Source organism: Mesorhizobium sp. P2_F5, assembly GCF_056403715.1.
In genome coordinates this window covers 26,617-50,905 of record NZ_JBFUEY010000030.1, presented here as the reverse complement: position 1 = coordinate 50,905, position 24,289 = coordinate 26,617, and the positions used below count along the sequence as shown (strand labels likewise).

The following is a 24,289-nucleotide window of genomic DNA, read 5'->3' as shown; positions in this document are numbered from 1 at the left end:
CCGTACCCGTAAGGACAATGCGCCACAAAACCTGGCCGTCATCCGCAGGCTCGCGCAAAACATCTTGACGGCTCATCCACTCGACAAACCTATCGCCAGCAAAATGCGACGGGCAAACTGGAGCAAAGATTTCTTCTATGAGCTCTTTACTCATATGCGATAGCCCTGCCCACAAGGGGGAGATTACGCGCTCAACCGTCTCGCCAATGCCTCCTCATGGACTTCGCCAAAATACAACCCATATTGAATCCATGGAGCTTTGAGCGTGAAACGCGCGCATGTAGCCCTTCTTGCCGCGGCTTTCGTGGCCGCTGTGGTTGTTTGTCCCTCTACCGCAACCGGAGAGGCGAGCGGCCGGGAGAGGGTTGCGTTGAGCGTCGAGATAGACGGCGCCATTGGTCCGGCGAGTGCCAGGCAGCTCAAGGAAGCGCTGGCGGTCGCCGCAGGGCGAAACGCCGAGGTCGTCATCCTGCAGATAGATACGCCCGGCGGGCTGGTCACCTCGATGCGCGAGATGATCGCCGACATCCTCGCCTCGCCGGTTCCCGTCATCGGCTATGTCGCGCCGGCCGGCGGCCATGCGGCCAGCGCCGGCACCTACATCCTTTACGCGACCCATGTGGCGGCGATGGCGCCCGGCACCAACCTGGGCGCGGCAACACCAATCGAGCTTGGCGGGCCGCTGCCATCTCTTCCCGGTCCCGGCGGCGACAAGGGCACAGACAAGGACCAGAAGAATGCCACCGGACCACCACCGGCTGGCGATGCGATGATGGCCAAGGTGACGAATGACGCGGTTGCCTTGATCCGTTCGCTGGCCGAACTGCGCGGACGCAATGCCGACTGGGGCGAAAAGGCTGTGCGAGAGGCGGCGAGCCTCTCGGCCAACGCGGCGCTGCAGGAACATGTCATCGACTTCGTCGCCCGCGACACGACCGAACTGCTGCAGCTGGCCGACGGGCGGACGGTCGAGGTGTCGGGCAAGAAGCAGGTACTGGCGACGAAAGGGCTGCCGGTCGAGACGCTCGATCCGGGCTGGTTCATCCGGCTTCTCGCCGTCATCACCGATCCCAACATCGCCGTCATCCTGATGCTGGTCGGCGTCTACGGCATCGTCTTCGAGTTCACCAGCCCGGGCGCGGTCGCGCCGGGCGTGATCGGCACGATCTGCCTCGTGCTCGGGCTCTATGCCCTCAATCTGTTGCCGATCAACTATACCGGCCTTGCCTTGATGCTGCTCGGCATCGCCTTCCTCATCGTCGAGGCCTTCAACCCCACCGTGGTGCTCGGGCTGGGAGGCGTGAGCGCCTTTCTGCTGGGGGCAGCCATGCTGCTCAAGGTCGAGGGCCCCGGCTTCGCGATGTCGTGGGCCGTCATCGGCGCCGCCGCTGCCTTGACGCTTGGCCTGGCGCTGCTGACCGGCAGCTATCTGTGGGCGGCGCGCAGGAGCCTTCCGCGCGTCGGCGCGCAGGCCATGCACGGACTGCCGGCCGAAATCCTCGACTGGTCGCAAGGCGAGGGTCATGTGCTGGCCCAGGGCGAGCGCTGGCGGGCGAAAGCCGACGAACCCCTTGCGCCGGGCGACAGCGTCGAGGTGGCCGAGGTCAAGGACCTCGTGCTGACGGTACGGCGCCGGAGGTGAGTCTTTGTTTTGAGCATGTCCCAAACCGCTGCGCATTTTGGGGCGACATGCTCTGATGATGGAGCAAGGCAATGAGCATCGGTTATGTGGCCTATCTCGTTCTGGCGCTTGTCGTGGTCATGTTCCTGTCCGCGGCCATTCGCATCCTGAGGGAATACCAGCGCGGCGTGGTCTTCACGCTCGGCCGCTTCACCGGGGTCAAGGGGCCCGGCCTCATCATCCTGGTCCCCTTCGTGCAGCAGATGGTGAAGGTCGATCTACGGGTGGTGGTCCAGGACGTGCCGCCGCAGGACGTGATCTCGCGCGACAACGTCTCGGTCAAGGTGAACGCGGTGCTCTATTTTCGCATCGTCGACGCCGAGCGGGCGATCATCCAGGTCGAGGACTTCATGGCCGCGACCAACCAGCTGGCGCAGACCACACTGCGCTCGGTACTCGGCAAGCACGAACTTGATGAAATGCTGGCCGAACGTGACAAGCTCAACAGCGATATCCAGGAGATCCTCGATCAGCGGACCGATGCCTGGGGCATCAAGGTCTCCAATGTCGAGATCAAGCATGTCGATCTCAACGAGAGCATGATCCGCGCCATCGCCAAGCAGGCCGAGGCCGAACGGCTGCGGCGCGCGAAGGTGATTAACGCCGATGGCGAGCAACAGGCGGCAGCGAAACTGGTCGAGGCGGGCCGGATGCTGGCGGCGGAGCCGCAGGCCATGCAACTCCGCTATTTCGAGGCCCTGCACGATATCGCCGGCGAGCGCTCGTCCACGGTGGTGTTCCCGCTGCCGGTGGACCTGCTGAGCCAGTTCATGAAGGGGCAGGGGAAGTAGGGGAGAAGGGGGAGCGTTGCGGCAACTTCACGCCCTCCACGGCGGCTCCGGCGAAAAGCGCTTGCCGATCCAGTCGGCGAACGCGCGGGTCTTGGTGGCTTGGCCCTTGGTTGACGGCATGACGACATACACCGCGCCTTCGTCGGCCAGCGTCCAGTCCTCAAGGATCGGCACCAGCCGCCCGTCGGCGAGCTCTCGCCCGACCAGCCAGTCGGTGCTCATCATCAGGCCGACGCCTTGCACGGCGGCCTCGACCAGCACCTCGGCATTGTCGGTGACGAGCGGCCCCGACACCTCGACGCGCACACGGCGGCCCTCGCGGTCAGTCATCTCCCAGGCCGGAAAGCTCTGGAACCCGCTGAAGCCCAGGCAGGAATGTTCGAGCAATGCTTGGGGGGTTTCCGGCCTGCCATGGCGGGCGAGATAGGCGGGCGCGGCGCAGAGCAGCCGGCGCCGCGTCGCTACCTTGCGCGCCACCAGGCGCGAATCCTCCAGCGCGCCGAGCCGCACGGCGACGTCGAGATTCTCGGTGACGAGATCGGCGAAGCGGTTGGAGAACTCGGCCTCGATGCGCACATCGGGAAATTCGGCGAGGAATTGCGGCAACAGCGGCCCGATCCACATGCGCCCGAACGTACCGGGCAGCGCCAGCCTGAGCAGGCCGCGCGGCCCGCCGCCGGCATGCGCGGAAGCGGCCGCCTCCGCCTCGTCGACCGAGGCGAGGATGGCGCGCACGCGCACCAGGAACTCCGCGCCCGCCTCGGTCAGCGACACGCTGCGCGTCGTGCGGTGAAGCAGCCTGACACCGAGCCGCTCCTCCAGCGATTGCAGGCGGCGCGACAGGATGGTGGCGTCGCGCCCAACCCATGCCGCCGCCCTGGTAAAGGAGCGCGCCTCGGCGATGGCCGCGAAGGCCGCCATTTCGGCAAGCGCGGCCGGCTCATAGGATTGCGGCATAATACGCAATACTCAAATGTAAAAACCAAGGATTATCGAGGAATAGCGCAGCAGTTAGCTTCACTCAACCCATCAATCGTCTCACCGGAGTGAAACCATGAAAGCCATCGAACTCAGCCAGCCCAGGCTGGACGCCTTCTGCGCCGCCTCTGTCGCCACCCCCGAGCCGCAGCGCGGCGAGGTGCTGATCCGCCAGCGCGCGGCGAGCCTGAACTTCGTCGATGTCGCGGTGGCGAGCGGCAATTATCCCGGCCCGAGCTTCCCGCTCATTCCCATCGCCGACGGCGCCGGCGAGATCGTCGCGCTCGGCGAGGGCGTCACCAAATACGCCGTCGGCGATCGCGTCGTCGCCCATGCCAAGCCGCGCTGGATCGGCGGCCGGCCGCGTCCTTACGAGATGAGAGAGATGCGCGGCGTCTCGCTGCCCGGATCGCTCGCCGAATATTTCGCGTTGCCGGCCAATTCGATCGTGCCGATCCCGGCGTATCTCTCCTTCGAGGCAGCCTCCACGCTGCCGATCGCCGGCACCACCGCATGGAACGCCATCCGCGCCGCCGATATCGGGCCGGGCTCGGTGGTCGTGCTGCTCGGCACCGGCGGTGTCTCGATCGTCACCCTGCAGCTTGCCAAGGCGGCCGGCGCCACCGTCATCATCACCTCCTCGTCGGACGAGAAGCTGGAGCGCGCCAAGGCGCTCGGCGCCGATCACCTGATCAACTACCGCGCGACCCCGGATTGGGACGGCAAGGTGCTGGAACTGACCGACGGCCTCGGCGCCGACCTCGTCGTCGAGACCGGCGGCACCGCCACCTTCGCCCGCGCCGTCAACGCCACGGCGCCTGGCGGCACGCTGTTCACCATCGGCTTCGTCACCGGCGCCGAGGCGACCGTCAACCTGCTGCCGATCATCATCAAGGCGCTGAAGGTGATCGGCAACAACACCGGATCGGTGTCGGACCTCAAGGACGCCACCCGCGCCATCGGCGCCGCCGGGATCGAACCGGTCGTCGACAAGGTGTTTTCACAGCACGAAGCGTCCGAAGCCTACACCCACATGGCCGCCGGCGGCCTGCACTTCGGCAAGCTGGTGTTTGGCTTGGAGTGGTGAGGGAAGGGTGAGGTTTGCGCCTGGCCGCCCCCTGCCAGCAGGCCGAGGCGGAGCGGCCGCGGCGCGCCAAGGAGGAGCCGAGGGGTGGCGTTTTTGTGAGGGAAATTGGCAGTCCTACCCATCCCAGGCGCGGTCCACCGCGCTGATTCCCACCGGTATTTTCGAGTATTTCGGAAATTCTGCTGGGCATACCGATAAAGTTCGGGCGAATTATTGTCTAGAACAGCAGTGAAATTGCCGCACGCGGCATAAATATTGCTCGCTCTGGACAAGGGGTGAATTGGTCCAATACATAGAACTTCCAAGTGAAGACGCGCGCGCAGAAAAGGCCCCTTTGCCCTTGAAAAAGAACGTCTTCTCATCGGCCGACCTGCCGCCGCAGCTCGGCCACCAGGCACGGTTCGCGCTCTGGCAGGACATCCATGTCGCGGAGATATGGTCGGTGGAATATGCCATTTCCGGCAACGTGCCGTTCGAAGCGGCAATCGAAGCCACGCCCGTCGGGCCGCTGGTGCTCGGCCAGATGGCCGGGACGATCAAGCATGCCAGCCGCAGGGCGAGCAACATCGCCGCCGACGGCCGTGACGGCTATCTGCTGCTGGTCAACAATGGCGATACGATACTGAGTGGCACCCAGGTCGGTCGCGACTATCATGTCGGCAAGGGCGAAGCAGCGCTGGTCTCGGCTTCGGAAGCGCTGCAAATGACCGGCGGCGATAAGAACATCTGGGCGAATGTGGTGGTCCCCCGCGACGTACTGGAGAAAGCCTTCGCCCATGTCGACGACCGGCTGGCGTTGACCATCGGAGCCGACAATGAGGCGCTCGATATGCTCAAGCGCTATTGCCGCTTTCTGGAAGCAGGCCCCGCCTTGGTCTCGCCCGATCTTGTCACCCATGCCACCGAAACGGTCGTCGATCTGGTCGGCCTTGCGACCGGCGCGAAAGGCGAAAGCGCCGAGGTTGCAGGGTTGCGCGGCCTACGCGCTGCAAGGCTCCAGGCCATCCTGCAAAAAATGCGGGACAATTTCGCCGATCCCGCCATTTCGGCCCAGAGCGTTGCCCAGCAACTGCGGCTCTCCGTGCGCTATGTCCATGATCTCCTGCAGGAAACCGGGATGAGTTTTGCCGAGCGCATTCTCGAATCGCGCTTGCAGAGAGCCCATAGAATGCTCTCCGACAGGCGCAACGACCAGATGCGGATCAGCGAGATCGCATTGCTCAGCGGCTTCTCCGATGTCTCCTATTTCAATCGCTGCTTCCGCCGCCGCTTCGGCTCGACGCCGAGCGCCGCCAGGTAGTCTCACCGGCCACGAATCCCGGCAAACGCATGGCGTGCCGACCGACTGCGGCTGAATGGCCACACCGGCCGAGAAAGTGCTGCGGCGCGCTCCACGACAATTCGGGTGCGGCTCAGCCCAAGACGCGGCCGACGGACAATGCAACACCGGGGCGTCGACAACGGCTGGATCTCCGCGAAGCATTTCCGCGGCGGGGGACGCAACATTTCTGGGGCAGCAAATTGACAATGAAAACAATTCTTCTCGCGACAGCTATCATTCTCGCGCCTGCCGGCGTTGCATCCGCGGCCGACATCAATGAGGGTTCGCCTGTCGCCGCCTACGACTGGTCCGGCCTCTATGCGGGCGTTCACTTCGGTTACGCGGCCGGAAGATCCGATTTCTTCATCGCAGGCGGCGGCATCGGCGGTGCCACCGACCTCAACCTTCCCCTCGATCCAGACGGTTTTATTGGCGGTATTCATATCGGCGCTAACTACGAAATGGCGAACCGCTTCGTCATCGGCGCCGAGGCTGACCTCACGTATAATAATACAGATGGAGTTATACCCCTCGATGCTGGCGGCGGTGGTTTCAGTACATTGCTTAAGAGCGAACTCAAGTGGTCGGGTGCGGCGCGGCTGCGAGCGGGCTACGCTTTCGATCGGACTTTGCCCTACATCGCTGCCGGCGTGGCCGCGGCAAAGTATGAAGTGACTGCGATCGGCGTCGGCGGCGGCGGCGGCGCCATTGAAATACCATTCCACGATGAGACCCATATCGGCTGGACGGTTGGAGCCGGCGTCGAGCACGCCTTCACCGACAGGTGGATCGCGCGGGTCGAATATCGCTACTCCGACTTCGGCAGCAAGGCTCTCTCGATCGCAGCCGGTCTTCCCTCGGCGACGAGCGTCGATCTCCAGACGCACGATGTCCGCGCCGGCCTTAGCTACAAGTTCTGATCTGCCGGCTCTGGGCGCGCGCAGGCACGGACGGCCGGCAGGCCAGAGGGGGTCGGTATGGCGGGGCTCGATCTACCGCGGCAGATGGAGGTTGGCGCTTCACGCGTAGCGACCCCCTCTGTCGCCTTCGGCGACATCTCCCCCTCGAGGGGGGAGATCGGCAGCTTCGTCGCTAAATCAATTTCTCCAGCGTGATCGGCAGGTCCCTGATCCGCTTGCCAGTAGCATGGAACACCGCATTGGCGATCGCCGGCGCGACGCCGACGATTGCGAGTTCGCCCACGCCCTTGCCGCCGAGCACCGAGGAATGCAGGTCGGGAATGCCGACCGAGATGACGTCTATGTCGGGGATGTCGGCATTGGTCGGCACCAGATAGTCGCCGAAATTGTTGTTGACGATGCGGCCATGGCGGCGGTCGACGATGCCTTCTTCGAGCAGCGCCTGGCCGATGCCCATGATGATGCCGCCCTTCCACTGGCTTTCGGCGAGTTTCGGGTTGTAGAGCCGGCCTGAGTCCAGCGCCGACACCACGCGCGACACGCGCACCGTGCCGAAATCCTCGTCGACCCGCACCTCGATGAAATGCGCGCACCAGGAGTGGCGCGAATAGTCGCCCTCGGTGTGCGGCACCGACGTGGCGATGGTGGTGTAGTTCTTGTAGCGATCCTCGGCGGTCGAATTCGCCGGCATGGTGTCGCCGGTGGCTTCGATGTGGTCGCGGCCAACGCTCGCCAGCAGTTCCGCAATCGAGACATCGGGACCATCGCCGCGCGGCGCGGTGATGCGGCCATTGGCGACGACCAAAGTGTTGGCCTGCAGCGCATGGAAGGGCGAGCGCGGATCGGAGATCGCGAGCCCGACCAATTCGTCGAGCGCCGCGCCCGCCGCCTTGTAGACCGCACCTGTCATGACGCCGGCGAGCCGTGAACCGCCGGCGACGCCCGCGCGGGCAAAGCGCGAGTCACCAAGCTTGACGACGACATGCTCGGCCGGCACGCCGAGCGTCTCGGCAGCGGTCTGCGCCAGGATCGTATAGGTGCCCTGACCCATGTCGATCGAGGAGCTTTCGACCTCGACGGAACCGTCGGCGAGGATGCGCACAACAGCCTCGCCATAGGCGCGCCGCACCGGATAGGTGCCGGCGGCGACGCCCCAGCCGATCAGCTGGTTGCCGTCGCGCATCGAGCGCGGTTTGGGGGTGCGCCTGGCCCAGCCGAAGCGCTCGGCGCCGGCTGCAAAAGCCTCGCGCAACTGGCGGGTCGACCAGGCTTTCTTCGCCTCCGGATCCTGTTCGGCATAGTTCCTGAGCCGGATCTCCAGCGGATCGATGCCGACCTCGTAGGCGAGCTCGTCAATGGCGCTTTCGATGCCGAAGGCGCTGGGGTTTTCGCCCGGCGCCCGCTTGGCGCCCGGCACCACCGTGTTCACCCGCACGACATTCTGCTTCGAGGAGAAGTTCGGCGTGGCGTACATGATCGAGGTGACCGAGGCGAGCGGCTCGACCCACATGCCGTCGATCGAGGTCTCGTTGACGCCCCGATGCACGATCGACAGGATCTTGCCGTCGCTGTCGGCGCCGATCGTCACCGTTTGGCGGGTGGCGGCGCGGCCACCATAGGAGGTGAAGTTCTGCGGCCGGGTGAGCACCAGCTTCACCGGCCGTCCCAGCATTTTCGCCGCCGCCGCCGCCACCGCGCTGTGCGCCAGCGCCAGCGCCTTGGAGCCGAAGCCGCCGCCGATATAGGGCGAGACCAGTCGCACCTTCTCGAAAGGTATGCCGAACCATTCGGCATAGGTGCGTGCCATGCCGTCGAGCCACTGGCTGGGCTCCCAGATGGTGAGCTCGTCGCCTTGCCAGCGCGCGATCAGCCCATGCGGCTCCATTGCCGCCTGGAATTCGCGCGGCATGTTGTAGGCGGCGCAGACGCGCACCGGAGCGGCGGCGAACGCACCTTGAGCGTCGCCCCATTCCTTGGTCATGGCGTCGATGGGGATGCCATCGCCGGCCTTGGCGTCGCTGAGGTCGACGATGGCCGGCGTCTCGTCATAGCTGACCTCGACCAGGGCCGCGGCGGCGACCGCCTGCTCGAAGGTCTCGGCCACGACGGCAGCTATATGCTGGCCGGAATACGTGACCGTGCGGGCGAGCGGTGAGTATGTCTTCTGCGTTGGCGGATTGCCCAGCCAGTCCGACGCGCCCTTGATCTCCATGATGGTGTCGGGCGTCAGCACCAGAAGCACGCCCGGCGCGGTCTCCGCGGCCCGTGTGTCGATCGCGCTCACCGTGCCGGCGGCGATGGTGGCCTCGACCATCACCGCATGCGCCAGCCCGTCGAGCTGCTGCTCGAAGGCGTATTTGGCAGCACCGGTGATCTTGGCCGGGCCGTCGACGCGCGACAGCCGTCCGCCGACCGCGCCGTCGGAGGCGTCGCCGTGCCGGGTTCTGGGGTCGTGAATGGTCATGCCATGGCTCCTGTCTTGAGGATGGCGCGGGCGATGACGCGCGGCGCCAGTTCGATCTTGTAGTGGTTGGCGCCATGGTCGACGGCGCCCTCTACGGCGAGCAGGCTGGCGGCCCGCACCGTGTCTTCGCTGAGCACCTTGCCCTTCAGCGCCGCTTCCACGGCATGCGCCCGCCATGGCTTTGTCGCGACGCCGCCGAGCGCGACGCGCAGGTCGCGAATGGTGCGGCCATCGGCTTCGAAGTCGATGCCGACCGCGGCACTTGCCGCGGCGAACTCATAGGATTGCCGGTCGCGGATTTTCAGATAGGTCGAACGCCGCGCAGCGGCCGAAGCCGGGATTTCCACGGCGGTGATCATCTCGCCCGGCTCGATGGCATGTTCCCTGTCAGGCGTGGCGCCGGGCAAGAGGAAGAAATCGTCGACCGCGACCTGGCGTTCGCCGAGATGCACGATGGCGTCGAAGGCGACCAGCGCGGTGGCGAGGTCACCGGGATACATGGCGATGCAGGAGTCGCTGATGCCGAGCACTGCGTGGCCGCGGGTAACGCCGCCGATCGCCGAGCAGCCGCTGCCGGGCGAACGCTTGTTGCAGGCGGGAAAATTGGCGGGATCGCGGAAATAGGGGCAGCGCGTGCGCTGCATCAGATTGCCGCCGATTGTCGCCATGTTGCGGAGCTGCGCCGAAGCCGCCTGCCACAGCGCTTCGGAGACCGCGGGGAAGCGGCTCTTGATCTCGGCATGGTCGGCAATGCGGCTCATTTTCGCCAGCGCGCCGATGGTGGCGCCGCGCTCATCGACGGTGATCGTGTCGAGCCCTTTGAGATGGGTGATGTCGACCAGAGTGTCAGGTTCGGCGACGCCGCATTTGGCAAGATCGACCAGCGTCGTGCCGCCGGCCAGCAGCATGGCGCCGGGCAGGGCGGCCGCCTGGCGTGCGGCGTCGAGTGTATCAGCACGAACATACGAAAAATTCCTCATGACGCGACCTCCAGTGCCGCCTGGCGCACGGCGGCGACAATGTGCGGATAGGCGCCGCAGCGGCAGAGATTGCCGGCCATGTATTCGCGGATCTCATCGTCCGAACCGGCATGGCCCTCGCGGATGCAGGCCACCGCCGACATGATCTGTCCGGGGGTGCAGTAGCCGCACTGGAAGGCGTCCTGTTCGAGGAATGCGGCCTGCACCGCGTTGAGCGTGCCGTCTTCGCCGGCCAACCCTTCGATGGTGGTGATTTCGCGGCCTTCGACTTGTGCGGCAAGTGTCAGGCAGGCGAGCACACGCTGGCCGTCGACATGCACCGTGCAGGCGCCGCATTGGCCCTGGTCGCAGCCTTTCTTTGTGCCGGTCAGGTCGAGGCGATCACGCAAGGCGTCGAGCAGGGTGACACGCGGCTCGACCTCGAGCTCGTGACGGTGTCCGTTGATAGTGAGATGGATGGAAGTTTTCGTCATAGGCGTCTGGCTCCAGTTGCTTGACGCGAGGGGAATGAAATGGCGTCCGGACGGGGCAAGGCAAGAGGAGGCGTAATCTCCCCCCTAGAGGGGGAGATGGCCGCGAAGCGGCCAGAGGGGGTCGCCTCGCGTGGAGCGCTAGCCTCCATCTGCCGCAGGAGGTCATGTCCAGTCGAACCGACCCCCTCTGTCGCCTTCGGCGACATCTCCCCCTCAAGGGGGGAGATTACGCTCGCTTCGGCTTTCGCCACTCTCCAGCGGACAGGGGATGCTTCAGTCTTCACAATCTCAGCACGTGACATACCGGCTTCCCTGATTATATGATAAGGCTGCTCCACTAAAGCGGAGGCGCCTCCGTTTATTTACGTGGGGGCTTACCCCTCTGGGTTCAAGCCCCCATATGCCGACAGTGGAGAAAAAATTGGACGACCAGCAGACAGCAACCGCCCAAGGTGCACGCGAAGCCGCAGCGCCAAAGCCGCTGCGCGCCGACGCGCAGCGCAACCGCGACCGGCTGGTCGAGGTGGCGGCGACGGCGTTTGCCGAGCAGGGCGTCGATGCCTCGCTGGAGGAGATCGCGCGCCAGGCAGGCGTCGGCATCGGCACGCTCTACCGGCATTTTCCGACCCGCGAGCATCTGGTCGAAGTGGTCTATCGGCGTGAAGTCGAGGCGCTCTGCGCGGCCGCCGACGACCTCGCCAGCCACCACCCCGCCGACGTGGCGCTGGAACAGTGGATGCAGCGCTTCGTCGATTACATCGCCACCAAGCGCGGCTTGGCCGCCAGCCTGCGCATCCTGTTCAATACCAATTCCGCTGTGTTTTCCGACATGTCGGGCCGGGTGTCGCTGGCCTTGCGGCAACTGGTCGAGGCTGCAGTGGCCGAAGGCTCGATCCGCAGCGACGTCGACGCCTCCGATGTGCTGCATGCGCTCGGCGGCATCTATTCGGCGCCCGACACCAAGGACTGGCGCGACCGCTCGCGCCGGCTGGTCAAGCTGCTGATGGACGGCTTGCGGTTCGGGGCGAAGGCAAAATGATCAGGCGAACCGTCACGCTCCGTTGACCGAAAAGAACTGAAGCGCGCCGGGCAGGCCGCTGGCTTGCATTTCGCCACGCTCCTCGAATGTCAGGCCGGAGCCGACCACCAGATCGCGTACCGTGCGCGACACGATGATCTCGCCTGGCCGCGCGTGGTCGAGCAGCCGCCAGGACAGTTCGACCGCGATGCCGGAAAAGTCATCGCCGCGCTGCTCGCATTCGCCGATATGCACAGCCGAGCGGACTTCGACACCGGATCGCCGCAAGCGATCGCGAATGGCGATCGCGCATTGGATCAATCGCGTCGGCCGCTGGAACACGGCGACCAGCCTGCCGCCCGATCGCGTGATTTCCCTGCCTCCGGCAGCAAGCAATTGCCCGCGGATTTCCTCTTCATGCCGTTCAACCCGATCCTTGGCTGAGGTTGGTCGATCGAACGCCATGGACAGCACCGACACCAGCACACGTTCGGTCGGGGCCGTCGGCAAGGCGCCGGTGACGAACGCCTGGATCTCGTCGACGAGGCGGTCGGAATTCTCGCCCCAGATGACGTGGTCGCGGCCGGCGAACTCGACGTATCTGGCGCCTTCGATATGTGTCGCCAGGTAGCGTCCTTCTTCCCGCTTTACCCAGCGGTCGCCGGTCGCCTGCGCGATCAGCGTCGGAACATGGATGGCAGGCAGAATGTCGCGAACATCGATTTCGGTTCCCCAGCGCCACAGCGCGATCGCGTCGGCGGGCGAGGCGGAATTCCTGAGATAGGCGGCGAACCATTCTGTCTCGAACGTGTCGCTCATCAGACTGGGCGCCGCGTTGCTCATATCCGCCGCCGCCCCCCATTCTCTCTCGACGATCGCCAGATCTTCTTCCACCTGCTCGCTTGTCTTCGCCCAGGGATAGTCTTTCGACCATCTGCCGCGGGCGTAGGCCCCATTGAGCACGAGTGCCGCAGTGCGCTCGGGATAGGTCGCCGCGAACAGCATGCACATCGGGCCGCCCTCGGAAGTGCCCAACAGCACCGTGCGCTTCGAGCCGACCGCATCCAGCACTGCCCGCACATCTTCCATCCGCTCTTCCAGCGTCGGCAGACCGACATTGCGGTCCGAGAGCCCGGTGCCGCGCTTGTCCATGCGGATCAGGCGCGAGAAAGTGCCGAGCCGCCGGTGCACGTGCGAAAGCCGCGGCGAGGCCCAGGCATGGTCGAGGTTGGAGACCCATCCCGGCACATGGATCAGGTCGACCGGCCCGTCGCCGGTCACCTGATAAGCGATGTTGATCCCGGCCGATTTGACGTAGTGGGTCTGCGGCCGTACGGGCTGATGACTGAAGCCGTCATCCGCATCAGCCGTGTCTGGCCGTGCCGGCGCTATCGTCCGGCGCGTCCTCAGCGTCTCGAACAATTGCCGCGTCTCCGGCTCCGGCTGCAGCTTGAGATCGCGTTGAAGCGCTGTGCGGCAGTGCTCATATTGCTTCAGCGCGAGATTGGTCCTGCCTTGCGCCGCATAGGCGCGCATTAGGGCGCGGTGGACGTCCTCCCTCAACGGCTCCATGGCCAGCAGGCGCGTCGCTGCGCGCACGCATGCGGCGGGATCGTTCGTCGCGGCATAATGCGCGACGAGCCTGTCGAGAGCGGCCACGGCCAAAGCCCGCAGCCGCTCGCGTTCGATCCTCAGCCAGTCCTCGAACGGCTCCTCCTTCAGGCCGAAGCCGTCGAGCAGGTCGCCGCGGTAGACAATGAGCGCCAGTTCGAGGTCTTCGGGTGCCGGGCTGGCGACCAGCGCCTCGAACCTCGCGACATCGAAATCAAAGTCGTCGAGATGCAGCGCGACGTTGTTGCCGTCGGTGAGGAAGCGCCCGCCACCGGACGCTCGCATGACCTTTTTGACCGCCGACACCGCTTGCCGCAGGCTCATTCGCGCCTGGGTCTCGCCGTTGAGCCCCCACAGCAGCGTCGCGAGCTTCTCGCGCGACTGCGAATGCCCCGACTGGAGTGCGAGATAGGCGACCATCGCACGCGCCTTGCGGCTGATGGCCGGAACCGCGGCCCCGACGCCGGCAAAGTCGAAACCACCCAAAAGGCGAAGATAAGGTCCGGTCATCGGATCCGCCACAGTCACAGCGTGACGACGATCCGCTCAAGCTTACTCCATTTCAACACTTATTCCGCCGCCGAGGCGCTTTTCACGATTCCATCACGCAGGTTCCCACGCGTTTCTCACGACGCTTGAGGAGATTGTCGGCACTGGCTCTCTTTTCGCAGGAGGACACCGTGCATCGCCCTGGCTCGACCGAATGGCCCATCTGGCATGACGACCCCACTCACGATCAGCAAGGGCAAGGCGCGCCACAGCGTCATGATATTGCACTGGCCGGCTATCTCGAAAAGCAACAGGCCTGGCGGGCATCTGCCGTTCGCAGGTTCGACCTGTCGGCCGCCGTGGACCGTGCCCATGTGCTCGCCGCTCGTGCAGCGAAAAATGCGGTTCTGCTGATCGACGGCATCGGCTTGACGCTGTCGAAGGCTCATTCGCAATTTAGCAAGACGCTCTGGGGTCGTTGAACGCGGCGCTCGAAGCGCAGGGCGTTCTCCGCCTACCCCTTCGTCTCCACAAGGATCACCAGCGATTCCGGCACCACGCCATCGTGAGCCATCGCATCGGCGGCCGCCTTGCTTTGCATCATCGCCGCGAGCTTATCCATGTCTGGAACGTCCATCATGATCGCGACCCGTTTCGGGTTCTGCGGATCGACGAAGGTGCGGACGTTGGTGATCCCGAGTGAACCGAAAAGCTCCTGGCGCTTCGGTGAATTGAGCCAATGCTTGGTGTCTTTCGAGATGTTGTGATGGCCAATTACAGTCGGCATGGCATCCTCCCGAGGTGACGCCGCGGGTCGCAATTGCCCGCTTGCTGCGGTCTACCTGCGCGAGCCAGTGAGCGCCGTTTCTCCTGGGCTGTCAATTAGCCGCTTCTGATGTGCGGTCTCCAGCTCTGGCTTTGCCTTCGCTCCGGCCCTCATCCCCATCCGCCGCCGCCACCACCACCACCTCCTCCGCCACCGCCAAGGGCAGGAATCACGGGCGGCTTTTGCGGGGTCTCCTCGGCCGGCTTGACCACTTTGCCGGTGGTCGCCTTCTTGTATCGGACCACCTTTGGCTGCGGCGCCACGCGAACCACCTTGCGATGTTTCACCGGCGGCGCCGGCTCAAACATGGGCGACACCGAGGTGCAGCCCATGAGCCCGGCCAGAACGCCGGATAGAATTGTCCCGATGAATACCTGCTTCAATGCCTTGCCCACCATGTCCTCCATTGTTCAGAACAAGTCCCGACGCGGATTGGCTTCTTCCCAGACTCCCCGGGCCGCATTGATCAGTTGCGTGTCCAGCGAACCGGACGGGGGGATCTTCGACTTGAGCTCTTGACGCAGCGCGTCCAGAGCTGCCGTTTTCGGCTTCGAGCCGAACTGCGCCAGGCCTTTCTTGGCGTCCGGCAGCTCCTTGCGCAGATCCAGCGCGACGGCGAATGCCAGGAAACGCACCGCGACAGCCTGATCGGCCGTGTCGCCTTTCGCCATTTCGAGCGCCGCGCGATCATAGGCGCTGGACGGATCGCCGCGCGCGGTCGCCAGTTCGAACAGTCTTTGTGCTTCCGCCGCGTCCTGGCGCACGCCGACGCCATCCCTGTACATGCGGGCGAGACTGCCCGGAGCGTAGGGCTGGCCAAGATCGGTGGCCTGCTGGAACAGTGCCTGAGCCGTCTTCGGATCCTTGTCGATGCCCTGGCCGGCGAGGTAATTGCGACCGAGCAGGTTCATCGAATACATGTCCTGGCGCTGCACACCCGCCTGCAGGAAGGCGACGGCGCGGGCCGGATCGGCAGGCACGCCATTGCGGCCCTCGGTGAAGATCGCGGCAAGGTCGTTCATGGCATAGGTGTGCCCCATGGCCGCCGCCTTGAGCAGCAGGTCGAGGCCCTTGGCCGTATCGCGATTGACGCCATAGCCATTGAACAGAGCGCGGCCCCACGAGGTCATTCCGTAAGGATCGCCCTTGTCGGCGGCAGCCTTGTAGAGAGCGTTGGCCTGGGTGCGGTCAATGGCCGTTCCGGTCCCCGTTGCGTTGAGATAGCCGAGTTCGAAGACGGCGCGCACATGGCCTTTCTTGGCGGCGTCCTCGATGGCTGCCTTAGCCTCGCCGACCCTGCCGGCCGCAAGCAGCGCGCGGCCGAGTTCGTAGCGGAAGCGGGGGACATCGGGATAGGTTTTCACCGCGGCCTCGCAGGCTGCCACCGCACCGGCGCCGATCTCGTTCGGCAGCAGGCCGGGCACCACCCCTTGCAGGTCGAGAGGCTCGCCGGCGGCGGTATCGCAGGCATCGACCGTAGGCGACAGCTTCATCGTCGCGGGCTTGGCCGAGCTGCTGTCGGCGCGGATTTCGAAACCGACCTCGACCGGCGCGCCGGCGCCGATCTGCGGCTCGTAGCGAAGATGGTCGACTTCACCGGCCAGAAGGCTGGATTGCGGCGAAAGCGTCCGATCTGGCAGCGACAGCGTTCCCGTTGCCGGATAGCCCGAAACCTTCAGGCTGACGGCAGGATCGTCGGTTGGGAAATCCAGATTGAGCGCGACCGGGCCGACGCCGACGGGAATATCGATCTTGCGGTTCTCGATCGCTTCGGCAGCACCGGTGATGTGGATGCCGCGATCCAGCACCAGCTGCTTCTGCTCGGCCTCGAGCGAAGCCATGATCTGTTGGCCGGCGGCACCTTCGCCGCTCTTGACGCGGAACACCAATATGCCCTGGCTTCCGCCGCCCCAATTGTCATGCGTGGCATAGGCCAGCATATCCACCTCGTCCTGCGTGGCGGCGCCTTTGGGGACTTCCATCTGCAGGCGCGGCAGATCCTTGCCCGCGATCGGTTCACCCACCGCGACGTCCTTGCCGTCCAGCATCAGCCGGCCCATTGCGGGCGGCCTTTCGATGCTGACACTGATAGCGCCGCCATCGACATCGACCGGCTCCGGCAGGCCAAGCGCCACGGGACCGACACCCGACAGCACCACCTTCTCCAGCACAGGCGGCAGCGAAGGCCGGTTGCTGCGGCGCACCAGCACCACGTCATCGATCAGCGAGGAATTTTCCCAAGGCACCTGCATGCCGTTGGTGGCTTGCACGACATCGCGGCGCACCGCCGACATGACCGTGCGGATCTCCTGGTTCGGCGCCAGCGCGCGCCGCGAAAATGCCGATGAAAACGGGCTGAGGTCGCCGCTGCCGTCATAGGCGACGGCGCCCGGTTCGGTGGCGAAGGCAATCAACGTGTTGAGCGAGCTTCGCACCTGCGCCAGTCCGGTGTTGCCGGCGGTGACAAGCTGGTCACGCAGCCAGTAATTGTTGCGCGGGAAGGGGTTGTTGCGGCAGGCATCGAGGATGATCACCTGGATCTTCGACTTCGAGCGCAACTGCTCCAGCACATCGTTGAGCTTGATGGCCTGGACCTCGATATCGGCCGCCTTCTTCAGCGAGGCGTCGACCGGTATCAGGAAATTCTCGCCGCCGATCTGAAAGCCGTGCCCGGAATAGTAGACGACGGCGAGATCGGCGCCATCGGCGGCGGCCAGATAGTCCCGGAACTGGCCTTCGAACTGCTGCTTGGTGAGATTCTCGGCGACGAAAACCTCGAAGCCGGCCAGCCGGAACGTGGCTGAGACATCCTCTGCATCCTTGGCCGGATTTTTGAGTGCCGGGATGTCACGGTATTCGGAATTGCCGATGACGAGGGCGACCCTTCGATCGGCGCAAGCCTCAAAGGTCGTGAGGCTAACGAGGATGAAGGCCGCGATGAATCCGCAAAGTCGGAGCATGGCAAAACCCCTGGCCGCTGCCTGACGCCGACGAGAACACCGCTTGCGGCATCAAGGTCTGTTGACGGGTATGCAACCTGCAACAGGATAAAGTGAAAGGCCCGTCACCGCCAGACCATAGCAGGTGATTCTTTTCCGCGCCGACTGACCGCAGGGTGCAAGTAGCACGCGCTTCAAGGTCGGGTATGTGACAAGTCTCACAGTTCGCATCGACGTGCTGAATGCGCCGGGTTGTATCAACCGGGTGTTCGACCTTCAGCGCGCCTGAGGGAACTCAAACCTCGAGGCAAACCTTGCCGAAATGCTTTTGCGCTTCGTAATGCCTGAACGCTGCGGCGATGTCCTGCAGCGGAAAGCTGCTGTCGATGAGGGGCTTCTGGCGGTTGACCTCTATGGCCCGGATCATGTCTTCCTGGTCGGCCCTGCTGCCGATGGAAATCCCGCTGATGCGGATCTGGTTTGAAAACAGCGCCGGGATCGAAACCTCGGCCGCAAAGCCGGTGAGGACGCCGACGAGCGCGATGTGCCCGCCTGTCCGGCAGGCCGCTATCGACTGCGTCAGCGTGGCGGGTCCGCCGACCTCGATCACATGATCGACGCCGCGTCCGTCCGTCAGATCCCTGGCCTTGCCGCCCCAGTCCGGCACCGCCTTGTAGTTGATGACGCTGTCGGCGCCGAGGCGTCTCAGCTTCTCCAGCTTTTCTTCGTCGGACGACGTGGCGATGACCCGGGCGCCGGCGGCCTTGGCAAATTGCAAAGCAAACAGCGAAACGCTGCCGGTGCCGAGGATAAGCACCGTGTCGCCGGGCTTCACCTTGCCGCACGTCACCAGGCCTCGCCAGGCGGTGACGCCGGTGCAGGTGAGCGTTGCCGCCTCGAGATGTGTATAGCCCGCCGGCGCCCTGGTGAAGGCCTGCGCCGGCATGCACACATACTCGCTGGCAAAGCCGTCGAAACTGTCTCCCGGAATGTCGCGCCTTGTATCTGATGTCATGTCGCCGCCCAGCCAACCGGGGTAGAAGGTGCTGACGACGCTATCTCCTGACTTGAACGCATAGACGCCGTCGCCGACGGCAATCACCTCGCCGGCGCCGTCCGACAGCGGCACGCGCCCGTCGGCGAGCGGCACCTTGCCTTGCACGGCGAAATCGTCGCGCATGTTGAGCGAGCAGGCGCGGATCCTGACCAGCACCTCACCCGGCCCGGGCCGTGGCTGATCCTCCTCGACCAGGTCGAGCCTGTCCAACCCGCCCGGCGCTCTCAGCCTGACCAGCCTCATTGTCTCTCTCCGACGTGCCGGGTGTTGGAATGGCAGTGGCGAGCCGGACTATTGCCGGACCGGCCGGCCGGAAATCACGCGCAACCATGGCGCCAGATGGAAGGCGCTCATCAAGAGATACATCACCGGCATGCCGGTGAGCAGGGAGGCATCGGCGCCCAGGCACGACATGACGCCGTCGCCAGTGTGAATGCAGGTGAGCAGCGCCATCACAGCAAAAGTCGGCGCCGCGGCGAGGCATAGCCAGTCGGCGATGCCGACAGGGGCTGTGTCTGTGGTTTGAGGGATCTCGTTGCCAGCGCCAGTGCCGATGTCGCTCATGGTTCTCATCCCTTGATGGTCAATGCCTGGGACTTGGTTCCTCGCCCTGCGGGGGCGAGGAACCAAGCTGGGTAGCCCTTACTTGCCGTCCTTGTCGCGGAACGCGGCTTCGCCGGCAGCGGACACTTTTTCCCATGTCTTGTCGGGTCCGGCGTCGTAATTGTCGTGCCAGTTCCACCAGCTGTAGAGTTCGGTCTGCGGATAGCCTTCGGGCGAATCCTCCCAGACTTCCTGGCGGCCGAGCGGCGTGGCGTCGAGATAGCTCCAGACCGTGCCCATCTGCTCGTCGCCGCGGCTGTTGATGAAGTAGGTGCGATACACCTTTTTGCCGTCCTGGATGAACACGTTGTGGCCGTGCCATTCGTCGACGCCGAAATCCTTGTCGAAGCTGTCGGTGATTGTGTACCAGGGCATCTCCCAGCCCATCCGCTGCTTCAGGCTGGCAATATCGGCCTGCGGCGCGCGCGAAGCATAGGCAAGCGTGGTGTTGCGGGCGTTGAGATGGGCGAGATGACCGACCTGGTCGGCGCCGAGCGAACAGCCGCGGCAGGCATGTTCGGGCCAGCCATAGACGCCGGGTTCGTAGAAGGCGCGGTAGACGATCAATTGGCGTCGGCCCTCGAACAGGTCGAGCAGGCTTGCCTTGCCGTTGGGGCCTTCGAACACATAGGTCTTGTCCACTTCCATCCACGGCATGCGCCGGCGCTCGGCCGACAGCGCGTCCCTGGCGCGCATCGTCGCCTTCTCCTTCACCAGCATCTTTTCGCGCTCGGCTTCCCATTCCTGCCTTGAAACGATTGGCGGGGTCTTCATTGCCACGTGCTTGGTCATTGCTCGTCTCCTTTGCCAGTCATTACGCCGCTGCGGCGCGTCGTTGTCTGCTGATCGTGAGGTAGGGTAGGGCCGCGAGGCGGCGAGGGCGGAGTTACAAATGTGACGGGATTTGCAGGCGGCCCACCGCAGCAGGGGTGGTGGGGTCGCGCAGTGTGCTCAAGGTCCTCGGAAGCAGGCATTGTCAGTTTTCCCTTATGAGAAGCTTAAAAGTACCATCTGAGATGCTCAGGCTAGTGAATGCCGATATTGGCGTCAACGGCAGCCCGAGTGTCTCCTGCCAGCCCAGATGGCTAGGTTGCCGTCCCCGGCTTGCTGCTTGGCGGCGGTGACTTAAGTTAGGGCCATGACCGGCGGGGGTGGGAGTTACAAGTGTGACGGGATTTGAATGGACTCGCTGATCACCGCGGCAGGGTTGGCGCTGGCAGCGGGTGATCCGCTCGCCGCACTCGACCGTGTCGCCTTGCGCGAGGACGCGCCGGCGTTGGCGCTGCGCGGCATCGCCATGGCGCAGCTCGGCGATCTCGATCGCGCCAAAGCACTGTTGCGGCGGGCCGGCCGCGCCTTCGGCCCGAAAGAGCCGGTGGCGCGCGCCAGATGCATCGTTGCCGAGGCCGAGATCGCGCTGGTCTCGCGTGACCTCGGCTGGCCGGCCAAGGCGCTCGATGCGGCGCGGGCGACATTGGAAAAGCATGGCGACAGGCTGAACGCGGCGCATGCCGGGCATCTCAAGGTGCGCCGCCTGCTTTTGATTGGCCGCCTCGACGAGGCTGAAGACGTGCTGGCCGGGCTCGATCCGGCGCCGCTTCCGCCGGCCTCACGCGCCGCGCACGAACTGGCGGTTGCCGGCATTGCCATGCGGCGTCTGAAGACGAAAGCCGCGCGCCAGGCATTGGAGTGGGCGCGCCATGCCGCCCGCCGGGCCGGCATTCCGGGCCTTATGGCCGAGGTCGACAGCGCCTTTCTGGCGCTGGACACCCCAGCGGCACGACTGATCGCGGCTGGCGCCGAACGCCCCCTGCTGCTCGAAGATGTCGAGGCGCTGCAGGCGTCACCGGCGCTGGTCGTCGATACGTTCCGTTACGCTGTGCGCAAGCAGGGAATCGCTGTCTCTCTGGCCACGCGGCCGGTGCTGTTTGCGCTCGCACGTGCGCTCGCCGAAGCCTGGCCGGCGGATATGTCACGGGCGACGCTGATTGCCCGCGCCTTTGGCGGCAGGCACGCGGATGAATCGCACCGGGCGAGGCTGCGGGTCGAGATCGGCCGGCTGCGCGCCGAGTTGCGGCAGCTGGCCGGCATCGAGGCGACGAGCCAAGGCTTCGCGTTGGCGCCGCGCCAGGCCGGCACGGTGGCTGTACTGGCGCGGCCGATCGAGGAGCGGCACGCGGCGGTGCTGGCCTTCCTGGCCGACGGTGAGGCCTGGGCAAGCTCGGCACTGGCATTGGCGCTCGGCGCCGGCCAGCGCAGCGTGCAGCGGGCGCTCGAGCAGCTTGCCGAGACCGGCAAGGTGCAGTCGTTCGGCCACGGCCGGGCGCGGCGCTGGATGACACCACCTGTGGCCGGTTTCACGACCACCTTGTTACTCCCGGCACCGCTGCCGAACGGCTAGGGAAGGTTCCGTGACCATGATCGAGGACCAGGACATGAAACATTCAGCCGCCGAAATCCTGCGTGAATACGGACCCTTTTCTGAAGTCGACACCGTGCATGGCGTGAGCTTTGACGGAGAAAATGTCTGGTTTGCTTCGGGCGAGCGGCTGACCGCCTTCGATCCGGCAAGCGGTGAGACGCTGCGCTCGATCGATGTCGCCGCCCACGCCGGCACCGCCTATGATGGCCGGCATCTGTTTCAACTGGCCGGGGATCGCATCCAGAAGATTGATCCGGACACCGGCGAGATACTGGCCACTATTCCGGCGCCCGGCGGCGGCCGCGATTCCGGCATGACCTGGGCCGAGGGCACGCTCTGGGTAGGGCAGAACCGGGCGCGCAAAATCCACCAGATCGATCCCGAGACCGGCAAAATCCTGCGCACCATCGAATCCAACCGCTTCGTCACCGGAGTGACCTGGGTGGATGGCGAGCTGTGGCACGGCACCTGGGAAGGCGACGACAGCGATGTCCGGCGCGTCGACCCGCAAACCGGAAAGGTGCTGGAGCGGCTCGATATGCCGGCAGGCGTGGGCGTGTCGGGGCTCGAATCCGACGGCGGCGACCGCTTCTTCTGCGGCAGCGGCCCCGGCGGCATGGTGCGGGCGGTGCGGCGCCCCAAATAAGGGCGGCAGCGTATTTCCTATGGTCGTCCTGCCGTCATTATATTCCCGACCCATCGAGCAGAGGGACGTCTTCGCCTTCCCACGGGCTGGGCATGGAAGCCCGGCTCAGATTGGCCGTTGGCAGCGGCATCCAGCATTTCAACTCCGGTTCGGGATACTCGATCACCCGCCCCGGAGACGAATCGGAAGAGCGCCAGCCCTCTGAGCCGAACTGGTCGGCGCGCGACCAATAGGCGAGGTCGACCTCGGCCGGGCCCTGTTCCGACGGCCGCACCGTGACCAGGATGCGGCTGCCGTCCTTGGGCGCACTCGCCATGTGCCGCCAGCGATCGGGTTCGTCCATCTCATGTCCTCCTGCAGTCTGCATCCTGGCTATCCAAGCTGAATAGTCGCTTCGTGGCCGAGGCCGGTCAACCGATCTTTGTAGGGGACAGCTCTATCGTCGACGGCTAATCTGGCCCGGCCGCGATCCTGATGCCACCGCCACGCGCGGTGCATACGGAGGGGACATGGTTGACCGACTTCGGCCGGTTCGAACCAGGGAAGAACAAATATGTCGATCAAGGTGATCGGAACGGGCTTTGGCCGCACCGGAACGGATTCGATGCGCGAAGCGCTGACCATCCTCGGCCTGGGTCCCTGTCATCATATGTCCGAAGTCATCGCCAATGAGGGGCAGAAGCGGCTCTGGCGCGCGCTGGTAAATCGTGCTGCGCCTGACTGGAGCGAGCTGTTTGCCGGCTATGCCTCCTGCATGGACTGGCCGTCGGCGCATTACTGGCGCGAGCTGATCGAGGTCTATCCCGACGCCTCGGTCATCCTCACCTGGCGCTCGCCGGAAAGCTGGTGGCAGAGTTTCGAGAAGACCATCCTGGCCGGCATCAGCCAGCTGAGGGATGAGGAGGCGCTCGGCATTTCCTTGATCGCCAAGCAAGTCTTCGGCGGCAAGGCGCAGGATCGCGCGACCGCGATTGCCATCTACGAGGCCAACGTCGCCGCGGTCATGGCGACAGTGCGGCCGGAGCGGCTGCTGGTCCACAAACTGGGCGACGGCTGGGAGACACTGTGCGCGCATCTGCGCGTTCCAGTGCCGGACCAGCCCTATCCCAATCGTAACGACACCAGGGCATTCCAGGCGCAATTCGCGCTTGACCGGCAGCTCTAAGGTCGGCAGCTTCGCCGATCCGCTGCCCGCTCTCGGTCGTGACTCCTGAGACTAATACTCCTGCGCCGTCGGCCGGAACAGGATCTCGTTGATGTCGACGTCGTCGGGCTGGCTCATGGCGAACACCACCGTTCGGGCGAAGGAATCGGCCGGGATGGCGGTCTTGTCGTACATGTCGCGGATGGCGGCCGCAAAATCCGGTTCGGTGACACTGTCGGGAAGCTCCGTCGCCACGGCACCGGGCGAGATGATGGTGGTGCGGATGTTGTAGGGCTTGACCTCCTGGCGCAGGCCTTCCGAGATGACGCGCACCGCGTGCTTTGTGGCGGAATAGACAGCACCGCCGGCCCGCACCTTGTGGCCGGCAACCGACGACACGTTGATGATGTGGCCGCTCTTCTGCGTCTTCATGTGCGGTAGGGCAGCGGCGATGCCGTAGAGCACGCCCTTGATGTTGACGTCGATCATCCGGTCCCAGTCCTCGACTTTGCCGCGCTCCAGCGGTGAGTGCGGCATCAGCCCGGCATTGTTGATGATGACGTCGACCCGGCCATGCACCTTCACCGCATGGTCGACGAGACGCCGGACCTGGCCCACGTCGGTGACGTCGGTCTGCAGGATGGCGTCCTTGCCGAGTGAAAGCTCAGTTGCCAGCGCCTGCAAGCGATCGAGACGTCGCGCGCCCAGCACGAGTTTCGCGCCTTCTTTCGCCAGCAGCCGTGCGGCGGCTTCGCCAAGCCCGCTGCTGGCGCCGGTGATGACGACGACCTTGTTTTCGATACCTTGTGCCATGACTCTACCCTTCTGATTTCGTCGCG

General features: G+C 65.0%; 23 protein-coding genes. 10 read left to right on the top strand and 13 right to left on the bottom strand.

Annotation, left to right across the window (positions count from 1 at the left end):
• Positions 1-265: 265 nt before the first annotated feature.
• Both AC1DYO_RS28875 and AC1DYO_RS28870 read left to right on the top strand, forming a co-directional pair.
• A complete protein-coding gene (locus tag AC1DYO_RS28875) occupies positions 266-1,642 on the top strand; it encodes an NfeD family protein (protein WP_477267788.1) in 1,377 nt (458 codons plus the stop codon).
• A 71-nt stretch (positions 1,643-1,713) separates the two neighbouring features.
• Positions 1,714-2,472, top strand: a complete 759-nt coding sequence (locus AC1DYO_RS28870; protein WP_181060383.1) for a slipin family protein — start codon at positions 1,714-1,716, stop codon at positions 2,470-2,472.
• A gap of 27 nt (positions 2,473-2,499) precedes the next feature.
• Here the strand turns inward: AC1DYO_RS28870 and AC1DYO_RS28865 are convergent, their stop codons facing one another.
• Complete coding sequence (locus AC1DYO_RS28865; protein WP_477267787.1) at positions 2,500-3,429, bottom strand: LysR family transcriptional regulator; 930 nt, start codon at positions 3,427-3,429, stop codon at positions 2,500-2,502.
• A gap of 97 nt (positions 3,430-3,526) precedes the next feature.
• Here AC1DYO_RS28865 and AC1DYO_RS28860 point away from each other — a divergent pair, with 97 nt between their 5' ends.
• The 3 genes from AC1DYO_RS28860 to AC1DYO_RS28850 all read left to right on the top strand — a co-directional run bounded on the left by AC1DYO_RS28860 (position 3,527) and on the right by AC1DYO_RS28850 (position 6,778).
• Positions 3,527-4,537, top strand: a complete 1,011-nt coding sequence (locus AC1DYO_RS28860) for a zinc-dependent alcohol dehydrogenase family protein (protein WP_477267786.1) — start codon at positions 3,527-3,529, stop codon at positions 4,535-4,537.
• Between the two features lie 340 nt (positions 4,538-4,877).
• Entirely contained in the window at positions 4,878-5,837 is a 960-nt protein-coding gene (locus AC1DYO_RS28855; RefSeq protein ID WP_477267785.1) for an AraC family transcriptional regulator, read from the top strand.
• 227 nt (positions 5,838-6,064) lie between these two features.
• Positions 6,065-6,778 carry an outer membrane protein gene (locus tag AC1DYO_RS28850; RefSeq protein WP_477267791.1) on the top strand — a complete coding sequence of 238 codons (714 nt, stop codon included), beginning with the start codon at positions 6,065-6,067 and terminating at the stop codon, positions 6,776-6,778.
• Between the two features lie 172 nt (positions 6,779-6,950).
• On the opposite strand, the gene AC1DYO_RS28845 is transcribed toward AC1DYO_RS28850, so the two are convergent.
• Genes AC1DYO_RS28845 through AC1DYO_RS28835 form a run of 3 tightly spaced genes read right to left on the bottom strand, consistent with a single transcriptional unit; the run spans position 6,951 to position 10,695 of the window.
• Positions 6,951-9,242, bottom strand: coding sequence for a xanthine dehydrogenase family protein molybdopterin-binding subunit (locus AC1DYO_RS28845; protein ID WP_477267784.1), 2,292 nt, complete (start codon positions 9,240-9,242; stop codon positions 6,951-6,953).
• On the bottom strand, positions 9,239-10,222 hold the full coding sequence (locus tag AC1DYO_RS28840; protein WP_477267783.1) for an FAD binding domain-containing protein: 984 nt from the start codon (positions 10,220-10,222) through the stop codon (positions 9,239-9,241). Before AC1DYO_RS28840 ends, AC1DYO_RS28845 begins: the two co-directional genes overlap by 4 nt.
• Entirely contained in the window at positions 10,219-10,695 is a 477-nt protein-coding gene (locus AC1DYO_RS28835) for a (2Fe-2S)-binding protein (protein ID WP_477267782.1), read from the bottom strand. Before AC1DYO_RS28835 ends, AC1DYO_RS28840 begins: the two co-directional genes overlap by 4 nt.
• A 400-nt stretch (positions 10,696-11,095) precedes the next feature.
• Between AC1DYO_RS28835 and AC1DYO_RS28830 the strand changes: the two genes are divergently transcribed.
• Positions 11,096-11,734: a TetR/AcrR family transcriptional regulator gene (locus tag AC1DYO_RS28830; protein ID WP_477267781.1), complete on the top strand. Its 639-nt coding sequence runs from the start codon at positions 11,096-11,098 to the stop codon at positions 11,732-11,734.
• A gap of 12 nt (positions 11,735-11,746) precedes the next feature.
• Here AC1DYO_RS28830 and AC1DYO_RS28825 read toward each other — a convergent pair whose 3' ends face one another.
• Positions 11,747-13,834, bottom strand: a complete 2,088-nt coding sequence (locus AC1DYO_RS28825) for an alpha/beta fold hydrolase (RefSeq protein ID WP_477267780.1) — start codon at positions 13,832-13,834, stop codon at positions 11,747-11,749.
• A gap of 134 nt (positions 13,835-13,968) precedes the next feature.
• Here AC1DYO_RS28825 and AC1DYO_RS28820 point away from each other — a divergent pair, with 134 nt between their 5' ends.
• Entirely contained in the window at positions 13,969-14,295 is a 327-nt protein-coding gene (locus AC1DYO_RS28820; protein ID WP_477267779.1) for a hypothetical protein, read from the top strand.
• Positions 14,296-14,327: 32 nt separating this feature from the next.
• On the opposite strand, the gene AC1DYO_RS28815 is transcribed toward AC1DYO_RS28820, so the two are convergent.
• The 6 genes from AC1DYO_RS28815 to AC1DYO_RS28790 form a co-directional block, all read right to left on the bottom strand.
• Positions 14,328-14,600, bottom strand: a complete 273-nt coding sequence (locus AC1DYO_RS28815) for a hypothetical protein (protein ID WP_181060395.1) — start codon at positions 14,598-14,600, stop codon at positions 14,328-14,330.
• A gap of 149 nt (positions 14,601-14,749) precedes the next feature.
• Positions 14,750-15,046, bottom strand: a complete 297-nt coding sequence (locus tag AC1DYO_RS28810; protein ID WP_477267778.1) for a hypothetical protein — start codon at positions 15,044-15,046, stop codon at positions 14,750-14,752.
• Between the two features lie 3 nt (positions 15,047-15,049).
• The gene (locus AC1DYO_RS28805; protein WP_477267777.1) at positions 15,050-17,599 is read right to left on the bottom strand and encodes a caspase family protein; all 2,550 of its coding nucleotides are present in this window, start codon (positions 17,597-17,599) and stop codon (positions 15,050-15,052) included.
• Between the two features lie 274 nt (positions 17,600-17,873).
• Positions 17,874-18,878 carry a zinc-dependent alcohol dehydrogenase family protein gene (locus tag AC1DYO_RS28800; protein ID WP_477267776.1) on the bottom strand — a complete coding sequence of 335 codons (1,005 nt, stop codon included), beginning with the start codon at positions 18,876-18,878 and terminating at the stop codon, positions 17,874-17,876.
• Between the two features lie 48 nt (positions 18,879-18,926).
• Entirely contained in the window at positions 18,927-19,199 is a 273-nt protein-coding gene (locus tag AC1DYO_RS28795) for a hypothetical protein (RefSeq protein ID WP_477267775.1), read from the bottom strand.
• A gap of 78 nt (positions 19,200-19,277) precedes the next feature.
• Positions 19,278-20,030, bottom strand: a complete 753-nt coding sequence (locus tag AC1DYO_RS28790; RefSeq protein WP_477267774.1) for a DUF899 domain-containing protein — start codon at positions 20,028-20,030, stop codon at positions 19,278-19,280.
• A gap of 388 nt (positions 20,031-20,418) precedes the next feature.
• On the opposite strand from AC1DYO_RS28790, the gene AC1DYO_RS28785 reads away from it, so the two are divergent.
• Together AC1DYO_RS28785 and AC1DYO_RS28780 are read left to right on the top strand one after the other, a co-directional pair.
• Positions 20,419-21,639 carry a helix-turn-helix domain-containing protein gene (locus tag AC1DYO_RS28785; RefSeq protein ID WP_477267773.1) on the top strand — a complete coding sequence of 407 codons (1,221 nt, stop codon included), beginning with the start codon at positions 20,419-20,421 and terminating at the stop codon, positions 21,637-21,639.
• Between the two features lie 34 nt (positions 21,640-21,673).
• On the top strand, positions 21,674-22,306 hold the full coding sequence (locus AC1DYO_RS28780; protein ID WP_477267790.1) for a Vgb family protein: 633 nt from the start codon (positions 21,674-21,676) through the stop codon (positions 22,304-22,306).
• 37 nt (positions 22,307-22,343) lie between these two features.
• Here AC1DYO_RS28780 and AC1DYO_RS28775 read toward each other — a convergent pair whose 3' ends face one another.
• Positions 22,344-22,649, bottom strand: a complete 306-nt coding sequence (locus AC1DYO_RS28775) for a hypothetical protein (protein WP_192248918.1) — start codon at positions 22,647-22,649, stop codon at positions 22,344-22,346.
• A gap of 210 nt (positions 22,650-22,859) precedes the next feature.
• Between AC1DYO_RS28775 and AC1DYO_RS28770 the strand changes: the two genes are divergently transcribed.
• Positions 22,860-23,471, top strand: a complete 612-nt coding sequence (locus tag AC1DYO_RS28770; RefSeq protein WP_477267772.1) for a sulfotransferase family protein — start codon at positions 22,860-22,862, stop codon at positions 23,469-23,471.
• 51 nt (positions 23,472-23,522) lie between these two features.
• Here the strand turns inward: AC1DYO_RS28770 and AC1DYO_RS28765 are convergent, their stop codons facing one another.
• Complete coding sequence (locus AC1DYO_RS28765; RefSeq protein WP_477267771.1) at positions 23,523-24,263, bottom strand: SDR family oxidoreductase; 741 nt, start codon at positions 24,261-24,263, stop codon at positions 23,523-23,525.
• Positions 24,264-24,289: the final 26 nt, after the last annotated feature.

Bases quoted from the DNA above. Each gene is read 5' to 3' on its own strand.
- AC1DYO_RS28850 (WP_477267791.1), top strand. From the start codon at position 6,065: ATGAAAACAATTCTTCTCGCGACAGCTATCATTCTCGCGCCTGCCGGC.
- AC1DYO_RS28805 (WP_477267777.1), bottom strand. From the start codon at position 17,599: ATGCTCCGACTTTGCGGATTCATCGCGGCCTTCATCCTCGTTAGCCTC.
- AC1DYO_RS28765 (WP_477267771.1), bottom strand. From the start codon at position 24,263: ATGGCACAAGGTATCGAAAACAAGGTCGTCGTCATCACCGGCGCCAGC.
- AC1DYO_RS28785 (WP_477267773.1), top strand. From the start codon at position 20,419: ATGGACTCGCTGATCACCGCGGCAGGGTTGGCGCTGGCAGCGGGTGAT.
- AC1DYO_RS28800 (WP_477267776.1), bottom strand. From the start codon at position 18,878: ATGAGGCTGGTCAGGCTGAGAGCGCCGGGCGGGTTGGACAGGCTCGAC.
- AC1DYO_RS28840 (WP_477267783.1), bottom strand. From the start codon at position 10,222: ATGAGGAATTTTTCGTATGTTCGTGCTGATACACTCGACGCCGCACGC.
- AC1DYO_RS28830 (WP_477267781.1), top strand. From the start codon at position 11,096: ATGCCGACAGTGGAGAAAAAATTGGACGACCAGCAGACAGCAACCGCC.
- AC1DYO_RS28780 (WP_477267790.1), top strand. From the start codon at position 21,674: ATGAAACATTCAGCCGCCGAAATCCTGCGTGAATACGGACCCTTTTCT.
- AC1DYO_RS28815 (WP_181060395.1), bottom strand. From the start codon at position 14,600: ATGCCGACTGTAATTGGCCATCACAACATCTCGAAAGACACCAAGCAT.
- AC1DYO_RS28870 (WP_181060383.1), top strand. From the start codon at position 1,714: ATGAGCATCGGTTATGTGGCCTATCTCGTTCTGGCGCTTGTCGTGGTC.
- AC1DYO_RS28860 (WP_477267786.1), top strand. From the start codon at position 3,527: ATGAAAGCCATCGAACTCAGCCAGCCCAGGCTGGACGCCTTCTGCGCC.
- AC1DYO_RS28810 (WP_477267778.1), bottom strand. From the start codon at position 15,046: ATGGAGGACATGGTGGGCAAGGCATTGAAGCAGGTATTCATCGGGACA.
- AC1DYO_RS28835 (WP_477267782.1), bottom strand. From the start codon at position 10,695: ATGACGAAAACTTCCATCCATCTCACTATCAACGGACACCGTCACGAG.
- AC1DYO_RS28845 (WP_477267784.1), bottom strand. From the start codon at position 9,242: ATGACCATTCACGACCCCAGAACCCGGCACGGCGACGCCTCCGACGGC.
- AC1DYO_RS28790 (WP_477267774.1), bottom strand. From the start codon at position 20,030: ATGACCAAGCACGTGGCAATGAAGACCCCGCCAATCGTTTCAAGGCAG.
- AC1DYO_RS28775 (WP_192248918.1), bottom strand. From the start codon at position 22,649: ATGGACGAACCCGATCGCTGGCGGCACATGGCGAGTGCGCCCAAGGAC.
- AC1DYO_RS28770 (WP_477267772.1), top strand. From the start codon at position 22,860: ATGTCGATCAAGGTGATCGGAACGGGCTTTGGCCGCACCGGAACGGAT.
- AC1DYO_RS28865 (WP_477267787.1), bottom strand. From the start codon at position 3,429: ATGCCGCAATCCTATGAGCCGGCCGCGCTTGCCGAAATGGCGGCCTTC.
- AC1DYO_RS28825 (WP_477267780.1), bottom strand. From the start codon at position 13,834: ATGACCGGACCTTATCTTCGCCTTTTGGGTGGTTTCGACTTTGCCGGC.
- AC1DYO_RS28795 (WP_477267775.1), bottom strand. From the start codon at position 19,199: ATGAGCGACATCGGCACTGGCGCTGGCAACGAGATCCCTCAAACCACA.